The organism is Phenylobacterium aquaticum, from assembly GCF_947378715.1.
GTDB lineage: Bacteria > Pseudomonadota > Alphaproteobacteria > Caulobacterales > Caulobacteraceae > Phenylobacterium > Phenylobacterium aquaticum_A.
The window spans coordinates 1-11,518 of sequence record NZ_CANCLE010000131.1 but is presented as its reverse complement, the minus strand read 5'-3'; the positions used below and the strand labels follow the sequence as shown (position 1 = coordinate 11,518).

Sequence of the window (11,518 nt, the reverse complement as noted above, 5' to 3'; positions counted from 1 at the left end):
TTGCGCGCCTATGACGTGCGCAAGCCCTTCGAGGGCGTGGTCAGCAATCTGGAGCGCCGCTATCTCGAAACCGAAAGCGAATGGGCGCGGGAGGAGATTTCCCGCTACATGTCCGCCAAGCCCTGCGCCGCCTGCAACGGCTTCCGCCTGAAGCCCGAGGCGCTGGCGGTGAAGATCGACACCCACCACATCGGCGAGATTTCCGAACTCTCCGTGAAGGACGCGGTGCAATGGGCGACCGACCTGCCCAAGCGCCTCGACAAGAAGCGCAACGAGATCGCCGTGCGCATTCTGAAAGAGATCCGCGAGCGCCTCACCTTCCTGCGCGACGTCGGCCTTGATTATCTGACCCTGGCCCGCGCCTCCGGCACCCTGTCGGGCGGCGAGAGCCAGCGCATTCGCCTCGCCTCCCAGATCGGCTCGGGCCTGACCGGCGTGCTCTATGTGCTGGACGAGCCCTCCATCGGCCTGCACCAGCGCGACAACACCCGCCTGCTCACCAGCCTCAAGGGCCTGCGCGACCTCGGCAACTCGGTGCTGGTGGTGGAGCATGACGAAGAGGCGATCCTCACCGCCGACTATGTGATCGACATGGGCCCGGCCGCCGGCGTGCACGGCGGCGAGATCGTCGCCCAGGGCAAGCCGGCCGACATCATGGCCAATCCGGCCAGCATCACCGGCCAGTATCTGTCCGGCGTCCGCGAGATCGAGGTGCCCCAGGACCGCAGGCCGATCTCCAAGAAGAAGGTGCTGCGGGTCATCGGGGCGACCGGCAACAACCTGAAGAACGTCACGGCGGAGATCCCGCTGGCCACCTTTACCTGCATCACCGGGGTGTCCGGCGGCGGCAAGTCCACCTTCACCATCGAGACCCTGTACAAGGCCGCCGCGCGCCGGCTGCACAACGCCTCCGACGCCCCGGCCCCGCACGAGCGGATCGAGGGGCTGGAGCAGTTCGACAAGGTCATCGACATCGACCAGTCGCCGATCGGCCGCACCCCGCGCTCGAACCCGGCGACCTATACCGGCGCCTTCCAGCCGATCCGTGACTGGTTCGCCGGCCTGCCGGAGGCCAAGGCCCGGGGCTATGGTCCTGGACGGTTCAGCTTCAACGTCAAGGGCGGCCGCTGCGAGGCCTGCCAGGGCGACGGCCTGATCAAGATCGAGATGCACTTCCTGCCGGACGTCTATGTCACCTGCGACGTCTGTCACGGCAAACGCTACAACCGCGAGACCCTTGAGGTGCTGTTCAAGGGCAAGTCGATCTCCGACGTGCTCGACATGACGGTCGACGAGGCCTTTGAGTTCTTCAAGGCCGTGCCGCCGGTGCGCGAAAAGATGGCCACCCTGCAGCAGGTCGGGCTGGGTTATGTGAAGGTCGGCCAGCAGGCCACCACCCTGTCGGGCGGCGAGGCCCAGCGGGTGAAGCTGTCGAAGGAGCTGTCGCGGCGGGCGACCGGCAAGACGCTCTACATCCTGGATGAGCCCACCACCGGCCTGCATTTCGAGGACATCAAGAAGCTGCTCGAGGTGCTCCACGAGTTGGTCGACCAAGGCAACACGGTGGTGGTGATCGAGCACAATCTCGATGTCATCAAGACCGCCGACTGGCTGGTCGACTTCGGCCCCGAAGGCGGCGACGGGGGCGGCGAGATCGTCGCCACCGGCACGCCGGAACAGGTCGCCGCCAATCCCCGCAGCTGGACCGGCCGCTATCTCGCCGAACTGCTGGACCGCCACGCCCAGCGGCGCGGCGAACGCCGGAAACGGATCGGGGCCTGAGGCGGCTTCGCCGAGGCGCTCTGTGGGCGCCTCCTCTCCCGCTCCGCAGGAGAGGAATTAGATTGTGCGCGGCCTTCCCCCAAACAACCGTTTGAAATAGCCTCCCGGCATAGATTGAAGAATTGGGAGGACGTCCATGATCCTGTACGGCGCGCCGATGCCGGCGCCGAATCCGCGCCGCGTGCGCATGTTCCTGGTCGAGAAGGGCATTGATCTGCCCGAGACCAAGATCGACATGATGAAGCGCGAACATAAGAGCGAGGAATTCCGCGCCAAGAATTCGCTCGGCCAGATCCCCACCCTGGAGCTGGACGATGGGACCTGTATTTCAGAGACCGTCGCCATCTGCCGCTATCTGGAAGAGACCCACCCCTCCCCGCCGCTGTTCGGAACCTCGGCGGTGGAGCGCGCTCAGGTCGACATGTGGATCCGCCGGATCGAGTTCGCGGTCATGACGCCGGTGGGCCAGTTCTGGCGTCACGCCCACCCGCGCACCGCCGCCCTGCTGACCCAATATAAGGACTTCGGCGAGTCGAACCGCGCGACCTATATGGGCGCTCAGAAGTGGCTGAACCGCGAGCTGGGCGGTCATGATTTCGTGGTCGGCGACAGCCTGACCATGGCCGACATCTGCCTGCTCTCGACCGTCGACTTCGCCGACTGGATCGGCCTGCCGGTCGCAGACGAGTTCGAGAACCTGGTGGCCTGGCGGGCCCGGATTAAGGCCCGGCCCAGCGCCGACGCCTAGACGGTCTCCACGGGAGCGGTCGCCGCCTGATAGGCGGTGACCGCCACCCCGGCGATCAGGGTCAGGCCGATGGCGCTCAGACCCCCCTGGAGGGCGGCGTTGACCAGGTTGGCGACCGGACCGAGCTCCGCGAGCGACTTCTGGCCGGTGGCGACCGTCATCAGGACGCTGATGATCAGGAACACCATCCCCAGGCCCATGGCGGCCAGCACCAGGAACACCAGCACCAGCAACATCGACAGGACCAGCTTGCCGACCAGGCCCCGGCTGAGGCTCCAGGCCGCGCGCAGGCGCAGAGCCCGCTGGTCGAAGCTCATCACCCCGGCCAGGAACAGACGCAGGGCGAACCAGGCCCAGATCGCCAGCAGGACCAGGGCGCCGGCCAGGACCGGCGGGCCCGGCGCGAACCGGGTCATCGGCGCCACGACCAGCAGGGCGGGCGCCAGGGTGACAACGGAGACGGTCAGCAGCCGCTGCTCATCCGCGCCGAGCCGCAAATAGGCCAGGCGCCGCTCCTCCGGCCGCAACCAGGCGCGATAGGCCCCGGCGCTGATCGCCAGGCCGACCAGAAGATTGACGGCGATTGCGCTCATGTGGATCGCCGCGCCCTGGCCCGCGGCCCAGACCAGCAGGGCGGCGGCGGCGGCGGAAATCACCACCCAGACCGCGACGGCGCGGGGCTCGCGCTTGATCAGGTCGAAGCCCTGGGCGGCGGCGATCGAGGCGTGGAAGGCGGCCATGGGCCTAGACGGCGGCCACGGCCGGTTCGTCCGTTTCCGGAGGCCGACCCGACAGAACCTGATAGGCCACGGCCGCCGGGGCGGCGACGACCGTGTACCAGACCGCCGAGAGCGGGGCGGCGAACAGCAGGTAGCCGATGGTCCAGGGGGTGAAATAGGCGGCCAGCGAGCTCTGGTCGGGGGTCAATGCCTTGCCCACCGCCTCCATGTCGCCGCCGGTCAGCACGGCGGCCACGGCCGTGAACACCGTCAGCGCCAGCAGCATCACCACCACCATGCAGGCGATGGCCAGGACATAGGCCCCGGCCAGCTTACCGGCATGGCCCCGGGTCAGCTTCCAGGATTCGAAGATCGCCAGGCGGTTCTCGGCGAAGGTGATGGCCGGCGCGAGCGAGAGGCGAACGGCGATGAAGGCCAGCAGCCCCATGGCGAACAGCTCCGCCCCCAGGCCGACCAGTATGGCCACTTGCTGGCCCGCCGCCGACACCGCCAGGGCCACCAGGGCGGCGGCCAGGGACACCAGGGTCAGCAGCACCATGCCGATCACCACATAGATCAGGGTCAGCAGGATCAGCCGCACCTCGTCCATGCCCAGCTTCAGATAGCCGAACCCATGGTCGGCATGGCGCAGGACGATGCGATAGACCGCCGCCACCGTCATGCACTGGACCACCAGCCCCATGATCAGCAGTGGGCTCAGGGTCTCCACCGCCTTCCACAGGCCGTTGAGGTCCGGCTGTTCCTTGCCGCTGATCACCCCGAAGGCGACGCGCGCCTCATCGCCCAGTGAAATGGTGAGCAGTCCGCCGACGATGCTGACCGCGAAGGAGAACCCGCTCCAGATCAGAAAAGTCCGAGGGTTCTCGCGGGTGACACGGAAACCTTCGAGGGCGACATCGGTCGCCGACAGGGTGGTCATTTCAATATCCTGGCCGGCATTAAAATGTGGAACGAGTCGGCCGCTGCTTCTGACGCGAAATTAGGGTCCGCGACCCTTCGCCCGCAAGGCCTTGCTCGCGAAGCCGGCCAATCGTTGCTAGTTAGCCACGCATGAGCATCCAACCCATTCATGTCATCGGCGGCGGCCTGGCCGGCTCGGAAGCCAGCTGGCAGATCGCCCAGTCCGGTGTCCCTGTCATCCTGCACGAAATGCGCCCCGTGCGCGGCACCGACGCCCACCAGACGCAATCGCTGGCCGAGCTGGTCTGTTCCAACTCCTTCCGGGCCGATGACTGGACCGCCAACGCGGTCGGGCTGCTGCATGCTGAGATGCGCCGCCTGGGTTCGATCATCATGTCGGCCGGCGACCAGCACCAGGTGCCGGCCGGCGGCGCGCTCGCCGTCGATCGCGAGGGCTTCGCCGCCGAGGTCACCGCCCGGCTCGAGGCCCATCCCCTGGTCACCATCGCGCGCGAGGAGATCGCCGGCCTGCCGCCGGCCGAATGGGACAGCGTGGTGGTCGCCACCGGCCCCCTCACCTCCCCGGCCCTGGCCGACGCCATCCTGCAGCTGACCGGCGAAGGCCAGCTGAGCTTCTTCGACGCCATCGCGCCGATCGTGAACTTCGAGTCCATCGACATGGGCGTGGCCTGGCGCCAGTCGCGCTATGACAAGGAGGGGCCCGGCGGCGACGCGGCGGCCTACATCAACTGCCCGATGGACAAGGACCAGTACGAGGCCTTCATCGACGCCCTGCTGGCCGGCCCCAAGGCCGAGTTCAAGGACTGGGAGCATGTCCCCTATTTCGACGGCTGCCTGCCGATCGAGGTGATGGCCGAACGTGGTCGCGAGACCCTGCGCCACGGCCCGATGAAGCCGGTCGGCCTGACCAACGAACACAACCCCCAGGAAAAGGCCTACGCCGTCGTCCAGCTGCGCCAGGACAACGCGCTCGGCACTCTGTGGAACATGGTCGGCTTCCAGACCAAGCTGAAGCATGGCGCCCAGGCCGATATCTTCCGGACGATCCCGGGGCTTGAGAAGGCGGTCTTCGCGCGCCTCGGTGGCCTGCACCGCAACACCTTCCTCAATAGTCCGCGCCTGCTGGACGCCCAGCTGCGCATGAAGGCCGATCCGCGCCTGCGCTTCGCCGGCCAGGTCACTGGGGTCGAGGGCTATGTGGAAAGCGCCGCTGTCGGCCTGCTGGCCGGGCGCTTCGCCGCCGCCGAGCGGATGGGCAAGCCGATCAGTCCGCCGCCGCCGACCACGGCCCTGGGCGCCCTGATCGGCCACATCACCGGCGGTCACATGGAAGGCGGCAAGGGCAGCTTCCAGCCGATGAACATCAATTACGGCCTGATCCCGCCGATGGAGGTCGCCAAGCGCGACGCCGACGGCCGCCGCCTGGGGGCCAAGGAAAAGGGCCGCAACAAGAAGCTGGCGGTGGGCGAACGCGCGCTCGCCGACCTCGCCGCCTGGGTCGAGGGTCCCCCGGCTCTGGCGGCGGAATAGGTCAGACCCGGCCGGTCAGCACCGCCCAGAGCACACGCAACTGGGCGCCGAGATCGGACGGGCGACGGCCCTTGGCGCGGACTCGGGCCAGGGTGGCGTGGGCGACCGCCGGGAAGGCCGCGACGGAAAGGCCGCCCGTTCCGGCCAGGGCCTGGCGCAGGGCCGCCGCCGCCTCGGGGCCCGTGAGACCGGCCGTGCCCATCAGCCGACCTATGGCCCAGGCTTCACCGCCTGCGGAGGCCTTGGCGAGGTTCGCGCCGGGATCCAGCACTTGGGCCACCACCTGGGCCGCCGCCCCGCCGGTGTCGCGGGCCCAGTCGAGGGCCTCGGCCAGCTCCATGGGTTTCGAATCAAGTTCGCGATAGCGGGCGTCGATCATCGCCTCCAGCGGCGCGCGTGCCAGGGCGTGGCGGCGAACGGCCATGGCCAGGGCCTGGGCGGTGGGGTGATGGCGCACCGGCCGGGCCTCGAACACCTCGTCCAGCACTTCGCGCCACCAGGTCAGGCGGATCTCGCCCAGCAGCGGATTGCTGGCCACCTTGGGCGCACGGGCCAGTTCGTGGTCGAAGGCGTAGATCGCCGCGACGTCGGCGCGGGCCTGGGTGTCGGCGATGAAACGGCTGGACAGCCAGCGGTCGGGATCGACCCGCTTCAGCTGGGCGTCGAGGTCTTCCACCGGGAGAATGGCGTCGGGGCTTGAGTCGGTCATGTCTGAAACGCAAAAGGCCCGCCGGTTGGGGCGGGCCTTCCGGTTCTATCCTGGAATTCGGATCAGCCGAAGATGGTCTGGTTCATGGTCATGGTGACCAGCATCGGGATCGAAAGCAGGGTGTTGGTCCGCGAGAACAGCATGGCGGTCCGGCCGGCCTTGGCCTTGGCGTCCGCGTCGCCCTCGACGATGCCCAGCGCGATCTTCTGGTTCGGCCAGATGAACACCCAGACATTGAAGAACATCACGGTGGCCAGCCACATGCCGACGCCGATGAAGGTGTGCTGCGGCACCGAGAAGCCCTCGGTCACGCCAAGCGTCAACGCCGAGAAGAGATAGCCGCGGTTGATCGCGAGGATGATGCCGGCGACCCAGGTGAACAGCGCCGCCCAGCGGAACCAGAACAGCGCCGCGGGGGCGATGAACTTGGACACGGCCGGCTTCAGCTCGGCCGGGATCTGGGCCATCTGCGGAATCTGGACGAAGTTGAAATAGTACAAGAGGCCGATCCACATGATCCCGCACAGCACGTGCAGGAAGCGGAAGACGCCCTGGAAGAAGATCGCGTCGGCCGCCCCGTTATGGGAGAGGTAGCCCGCGATCATGATCAGCGCGAGGATCGAGCTCGCGATGATGGTGTTGCGAAGGTTGGAGAGTAGTCCGGCCATGTATGCGCCCTCAAAAGTGTCCTGCCCTGTGACCCCTGCTATAGGGCGTTTCGGCTGAGGCGGGAAGCCGCGCTTGATGGGCGATCTCAGATGGCGATCAGGGCCGCCGCCAGCCGGCGCCCCTCGGCCGTCAGCAGGTTGTAGGTCCGGGCCGCGGTGGCGGTGTCCATGAACTCCAGCCCGATGCCCGCCCGGGCCAGGGCCTCGCGCACCGGGCGCGGCGGCTGGGCGTTGGTCAGCCCCACGCCGAGCAGCACGAATTCCACCTCACGGGGGCCCAGAGCGATGACCTCGGCCAGGCTTTCGGGCGTCAACTCCGCCAGGCTGCGCACGGACCAGGGCCGCGCCTGGTCCTGCACGATCAGCACCGAGCCCTCGTGGCGCGCGCCGGAGAGGCGGAACCCGCCGTCCCCATAGGCGTCCACCGAAGGCGCGTTGCGGGCCATGGGTCAGGACCGGGCGTTGGCCGGCTTGAGCGGCGTCGCCTCTTCATCGCCGCGCCGCACACCCCAGAGCAGGATGATCGGCAGGGCGACATAGACCGACGAATAGGTGCCGATGATGATGCCGAACACCATGGTGAAGACCAGGGGGAACAGCACCGGCCCGCCCAGGAACAGGGCGCCGGACAGGGCCAGGATCGCCGTGGTGCCGGTGATCAGGGTCCGCGACAGACGCTCGTTCTCGGACTTGTTGATCACCTCGCCGAGCGGGGTGGTCTTGTACTTGCGCAGGTTCTCGCGAAGCCGGTCGAAGGTGATGACCTTCTCGTTCATCGAGTAGCCGATGACGGTCAGGAGGGCGGCGATGGAGGTCATGGAGAACTCCAGCTGCATGACCGACAAGAGGCCCAGCGTCAGCAGCACGTCGTGGAGGACGGCGACCACCGCGCCCAGGCCGAACTGCAGCTGGAAGCGGAACCAGATGTAGCCGAGCATCAGCAGCAGAGCGATGCCGAGCGCCATGAAGCCCGACTTCATCAGCTCGCCGGAGACCTTGGCCCCGACGGTCTGGACCTGCTTGAACTGGATGCCGGGGAAGGTCTTGGTCAGTTCCCTCTTCACCGTGTCGGTCGCGTCGATGGCGCTGACGCCCTCGTGCGGCCGGAAGCGGAGCATGGCGCCGTTCGGACCGCCCAGGCCCTGGACCTGGGCGTCCTCGCCGCCGACCCGGGCCAGCGTCGCCCGCAGCTGGGCGATGGGCGCGGGGCCGGTGGTCTGCACCTCGATCAGGGTGCCGCCGACAAAGTCGATGCCGAGGTTCATGCCCTGGACGGCGAAGGACACGCCCGAGCCGACAATCAAAAGCGCGGAGAAGATCGCCGCGAAGGGCGCAAGCCCGACGAAGTTGAAGTGGAACTCCCGGGGGAGCGTGCGGATCAGGGGCCAGGCCATGGTCGGTGAGCCTCTAGACGATCGGCAGCGTCTTCGGCTTCGTGGCGCGATACCAGAAGCCGATGAGCAGTTGGGTGATGATGACCGCCGTGAACACCGACGAGACGACGCCGGTGAGCAGGGTGATCGCGAAGCCGCGGATCGGGCCGGACCCGAAGCCCATCATGATCAGGGCCGAGATGGCGCTGGTGATGTTGGCGTCGATGATCGAGACCAGGGCGCGCTGATAGCCGTGTTCCAGGGCCGCGAGCGGGGTTCGCCCGGCATGGGCCTCGTCGCGCACCCGCTCATAGATCAGCACATTGGCGTCGACGGCGACGGCGAGCGTCAGGATCAGGCCGGCGATGCCCGGGAAGGTGAGCGTGCTCTGGGTCATCGACATGAAGCCGAAGATCAGCAGCACGTTGACGATGAGCGCGATGGCCGCGAACACCCCGAACAGGCCATAGGCCAGGATGATGAACACCAGGATCGCGCCGCCGCCGATGGCCAGCGAGATGGCGCCGGCCTTGATGGCGTCGGCCCCGAGCTCGGAACCCACGGTCGATTGCTGTTCCGGGATCAACGGCGCCGGCAGCGCACCGGCCCGCAGCAGGATGGCCAGGTTGTTGGCGCTCTCCGGCGTGAAGTTGCCGGTGATCTGGCCGGAGCCGCCGGTGATGGCGCTGTTGATGACCGGCGCGGAGATCACCTTGCCGTCGAGGACAATGGCGAAGCGCTTACCGATGCCGTTGCTGGTGGCGTCGCCGAAGCGCTTGGCGCCTTGGCTGTTGAACTGGAAGTGGACGGCGGCGCCGCCCGACTGCTGGTCGAACACCTGATAGGCGTCGGTCAGCATTTCGCCGGTCACCAGGGCGCGCTTCTTGACCACATAGGCGGGCGCATAGTCATCGCCGCTGGGCAGCACGATGGAGCCCGGAGGCGTGCGCCCCTGGGAGGCCTCAGCCACCGTCACCGAATCGTCGACCATCTGGAAGGTCAGCTTGGCGGTCTGGCCGATGATGTTCTTCAGCTTCTCGGGATCGCTCTCACCGGGCGCCTGGATGGCGATGCGGTCGATGCCCTGACGCTGGATCGCCGGCTCCTTGGTGCCGAGCGCGTCGATCCGGCGGCGGATGATCTCGATGGACTGGTCGACGGCCTTGCCGGCCTCGGCGGTCATCGCCTGCTCGACCAGGGAGATGCGGATCGTCTGGTCGGGCCCGGTGCTGATCGCCACGTCGCGACCGCCGGTCTTCATCTGCGAGCCGACACCCTTGCGGACGGCGTTCAGCGCCTCATTCATCCTGGCCGGATCGGAAATCCGCGCCGAGACCACGCCCTGGGCCTGGCCCAGGCCGCTGAAATCGATGCCGGCCTCGGTCAGGGTGGTGCGGGTGTCCTCGATCAGATTGGTGAGCTTCTCGACGCGCAGCGCCTTGGTGTCCACCTCGAGCAGCAGATAGGAGCCCCCCTGGAGGTCGAGCCCCAGGTTGAGCGTCTTCTTCGGCAGGAAACCCGGCAGGGCGTCTCGCATGTTCTGCGGGAGAACGTTCGGCAGGGTGAACAGAACGCCGAAGATGATCGAAATCACCACGGCGATCGTCTTCCAGCGGGAGGGAGCGATCATCTAGGGGGGCCTTGCGTGGTGCGGGTCAGGCTTTGGAGTCGTTGGCCGGGGCGGGTTCGCCGCGCACCCGGACCTCGGCGATCATGCCCTTGACCACCTTGATGGTGACGCCAGTGGCGATCTCAAGGCCGACTTCCTTGTCTTCGACGCGCACGACCTTGCCGATCACGCCCGAATTCAGGACGACCGTGTCATTGCGCTTCAGGGCGGCCAGGGTGGTTTGATGCTGCTTGGCCCGCTGCTGCTGCGGGCGGATCATCAGGAAATAGAACAGCACGACCAGGCCAATCAGGGGCAGGAATTGCATCAGCATTTCCTGCGGTCCGGCGGCGGCGGCGCCGCCAACGGTCTGGGCGAAAGCGGGGGTGGCGAACATGGCCTCTCCGAAGCACGGTGACGGGCGCCGCGACGGGCCCGTTTTTCAAGTCGGCGGAAGCTATGCGTTCGCCCTCCGTTTTGCAATGGAACCCGCCTGCCGCTAAGCAGCAGCGCCATGGAACACCCGTTGAAACCCGTCCTCGACCGGATCGCCGACGCCCTGGAGCGCCTGGCGCCGGCTCCGCCGCCCCCGCCAAGCTTCGGCGAGGCCCTGCTCTTTCGCCATGATCCGGCGACCGGCGGCTTCGTGGCGGCCCCGGACTATCCCCTGCCCCTCGACGCCCTGGTGGGGGTGGAGCGCCAGAAGGGCCAGTTCCTGAAGAATCTCCAGCGGTTCGCTGAGGGCAGGCCGGCCAATCACGTCCTGCTGTGGGGCGTGCGCGGCACGGGCAAGAGCTCGATCTCCAAGGCCGCCTTCATGGCCGTGGCCGCCGATCACCCCGATCTGAAGCTGGTCGAGGTCGACCGCGACCAGGTCTCGGCCATGCCGCCGCTGTTCGATCTGCTGCGCGCCCGGCCCGAACGCTTCGTGGTCTTGTGCGACGACCTGTCCTTCGAGGACGGTGCGGCGGCGGCCAAGGCGTTGAAGTCGGCCCTGGAGGGCGGGGTCTCCGGGCCGCCGGCCAATGTGCTGTTCGTGGCCACCTCGAACCGCCGCCACCTGATGCCGCGCGGTCATTCCGAGGATCGCGGCCTGATCGCCACGGCCGAGGACGCCGAGGAGGAGATCAGCGTCTCCGACCGCTTCGGCCTGTGGATCGGGTTCCCGCCGATGGACCAGGCGACCTATCTGGAGGCGGTCGAGGCCTATGCGCGACGCTATGACCTGATCGTCGCCGACCTGGAGCGCCGCGCCCTGCAATGGGCCCAGCTGCGCGGCGGCCGATCGGGCCGCGTCGCCTGGCAGTTCATCCGCGATCTGGCGGGCGAACTGGGCAAGGACCTGCCGCTGTAGAGCCCCCCCTCCCCTTCATGGGGACTGTTGCAAAATTCGGCGATTGCAGGTTCGCGCACCTCCCCCCCTTGCGGGGAGAGGGTA

The 11,518-nt window shown here is 67.7% G+C and carries 12 protein-coding genes; 4 read left to right on the top strand and 8 right to left on the bottom strand.

The window, feature by feature from the left end:
- Both uvrA and Q7P21_RS15465 read left to right on the top strand, forming a co-directional pair.
- Positions 1–1,782: excinuclease ABC subunit UvrA (uvrA, locus tag Q7P21_RS15470; RefSeq protein WP_304177771.1), on the top strand; the 1,782-nt coding region annotated here is incomplete at its 5' end.
- Between the two features lie 136 nt (positions 1,783–1,918).
- The gene (locus Q7P21_RS15465) at positions 1,919–2,530 is read left to right on the top strand and encodes a glutathione S-transferase family protein (protein ID WP_304171899.1); all 612 of its coding nucleotides are present in this window, start codon (positions 1,919–1,921) and stop codon (positions 2,528–2,530) included.
- Here Q7P21_RS15465 and Q7P21_RS15460 read toward each other — a convergent pair.
- Both Q7P21_RS15460 and Q7P21_RS15455 read right to left on the bottom strand, forming a co-directional pair.
- Positions 2,527–3,270 (bottom strand): hypothetical protein, encoded by a 744-nt coding sequence (locus tag Q7P21_RS15460; protein ID WP_304171897.1) that lies wholly within the window; start codon positions 3,268–3,270, stop codon positions 2,527–2,529. The two genes, Q7P21_RS15465 and Q7P21_RS15460, sit on opposite strands and share 4 nt — an antisense overlap.
- Positions 3,271–3,274: 4 nt before the next feature.
- Positions 3,275–4,189, bottom strand: coding sequence for a hypothetical protein (locus Q7P21_RS15455; protein WP_304171895.1), 915 nt, complete (start codon positions 4,187–4,189; stop codon positions 3,275–3,277).
- 131 nt (positions 4,190–4,320) lie between these two features.
- Between Q7P21_RS15455 and trmFO the strand changes: the two genes are divergently transcribed.
- Positions 4,321–5,721, top strand: a complete 1,401-nt coding sequence (gene trmFO, locus Q7P21_RS15450) for a methylenetetrahydrofolate--tRNA-(uracil(54)-C(5))-methyltransferase (FADH(2)-oxidizing) TrmFO (RefSeq protein WP_304177769.1) — start codon at positions 4,321–4,323, stop codon at positions 5,719–5,721.
- 1 nt (position 5,722) lies between these two features.
- On the opposite strand, the gene Q7P21_RS15445 is transcribed toward trmFO, so the two are convergent.
- The 6 genes from Q7P21_RS15445 to yajC form a co-directional block, all read right to left on the bottom strand.
- A complete protein-coding gene (locus Q7P21_RS15445; RefSeq protein WP_304177767.1) occupies positions 5,723–6,430 on the bottom strand; it encodes a squalene/phytoene synthase family protein in 708 nt (235 codons plus the stop codon).
- A gap of 62 nt (positions 6,431–6,492) precedes the next feature.
- Entirely contained in the window at positions 6,493–7,098 is a 606-nt protein-coding gene (locus tag Q7P21_RS15440) for a urate hydroxylase PuuD (protein ID WP_304172174.1), read from the bottom strand.
- A gap of 86 nt (positions 7,099–7,184) precedes the next feature.
- Positions 7,185–7,544 carry an Mth938-like domain-containing protein gene (locus tag Q7P21_RS15435; RefSeq protein WP_304172172.1) on the bottom strand — a complete coding sequence of 120 codons (360 nt, stop codon included), beginning with the start codon at positions 7,542–7,544 and terminating at the stop codon, positions 7,185–7,187.
- A 3-nt stretch (positions 7,545–7,547) separates the two neighbouring features.
- The gene (secF, locus tag Q7P21_RS15430) at positions 7,548–8,492 is read right to left on the bottom strand and encodes a protein translocase subunit SecF (protein ID WP_304172170.1); all 945 of its coding nucleotides are present in this window, start codon (positions 8,490–8,492) and stop codon (positions 7,548–7,550) included.
- Positions 8,493–8,505: 13 nt separating this feature from the next.
- Complete coding sequence (gene secD / locus Q7P21_RS15425) at positions 8,506–10,101, bottom strand: protein translocase subunit SecD (RefSeq protein ID WP_304177765.1); 1,596 nt, start codon at positions 10,099–10,101, stop codon at positions 8,506–8,508.
- 25 nt (positions 10,102–10,126) lie between these two features.
- Complete coding sequence (gene yajC / locus Q7P21_RS15420; protein ID WP_304177764.1) at positions 10,127–10,477, bottom strand: preprotein translocase subunit YajC; 351 nt, start codon at positions 10,475–10,477, stop codon at positions 10,127–10,129.
- A gap of 117 nt (positions 10,478–10,594) precedes the next feature.
- On the opposite strand from yajC, the gene Q7P21_RS15415 reads away from it, so the two are divergent.
- Positions 10,595–11,434, top strand: a complete 840-nt coding sequence (locus Q7P21_RS15415; protein WP_304177762.1) for an ATP-binding protein — start codon at positions 10,595–10,597, stop codon at positions 11,432–11,434.
- The last annotated feature ends 84 nt before the right edge of the window (positions 11,435–11,518 follow it).

Coding starts and splice junctions, on each gene's coding strand:
- Q7P21_RS15415 (WP_304177762.1), top strand. CDS start 10,595: ATGGAACACCCGTTGAAACCCGTCCTCGACCGGATCGCCGACGCCCTG.
- Q7P21_RS15465 (WP_304171899.1), top strand. CDS start 1,919: ATGATCCTGTACGGCGCGCCGATGCCGGCGCCGAATCCGCGCCGCGTG.
- secD (WP_304177765.1), bottom strand. CDS start 10,101: ATGATCGCTCCCTCCCGCTGGAAGACGATCGCCGTGGTGATTTCGATC.
- Q7P21_RS15440 (WP_304172174.1), bottom strand. CDS start 7,098: ATGGCCGGACTACTCTCCAACCTTCGCAACACCATCATCGCGAGCTCG.
- Q7P21_RS15445 (WP_304177767.1), bottom strand. CDS start 6,430: ATGACCGACTCAAGCCCCGACGCCATTCTCCCGGTGGAAGACCTCGAC.
- yajC (WP_304177764.1), bottom strand. CDS start 10,477: ATGTTCGCCACCCCCGCTTTCGCCCAGACCGTTGGCGGCGCCGCCGCC.
- Q7P21_RS15460 (WP_304171897.1), bottom strand. CDS start 3,270: ATGGCCGCCTTCCACGCCTCGATCGCCGCCGCCCAGGGCTTCGACCTG.
- secF (WP_304172170.1), bottom strand. CDS start 8,492: ATGGCCTGGCCCCTGATCCGCACGCTCCCCCGGGAGTTCCACTTCAAC.
- Q7P21_RS15435 (WP_304172172.1), bottom strand. CDS start 7,544: ATGGCCCGCAACGCGCCTTCGGTGGACGCCTATGGGGACGGCGGGTTC.
- Q7P21_RS15455 (WP_304171895.1), bottom strand. CDS start 4,189: ATGACCACCCTGTCGGCGACCGATGTCGCCCTCGAAGGTTTCCGTGTC.
- trmFO (WP_304177769.1), top strand. CDS start 4,321: ATGAGCATCCAACCCATTCATGTCATCGGCGGCGGCCTGGCCGGCTCG.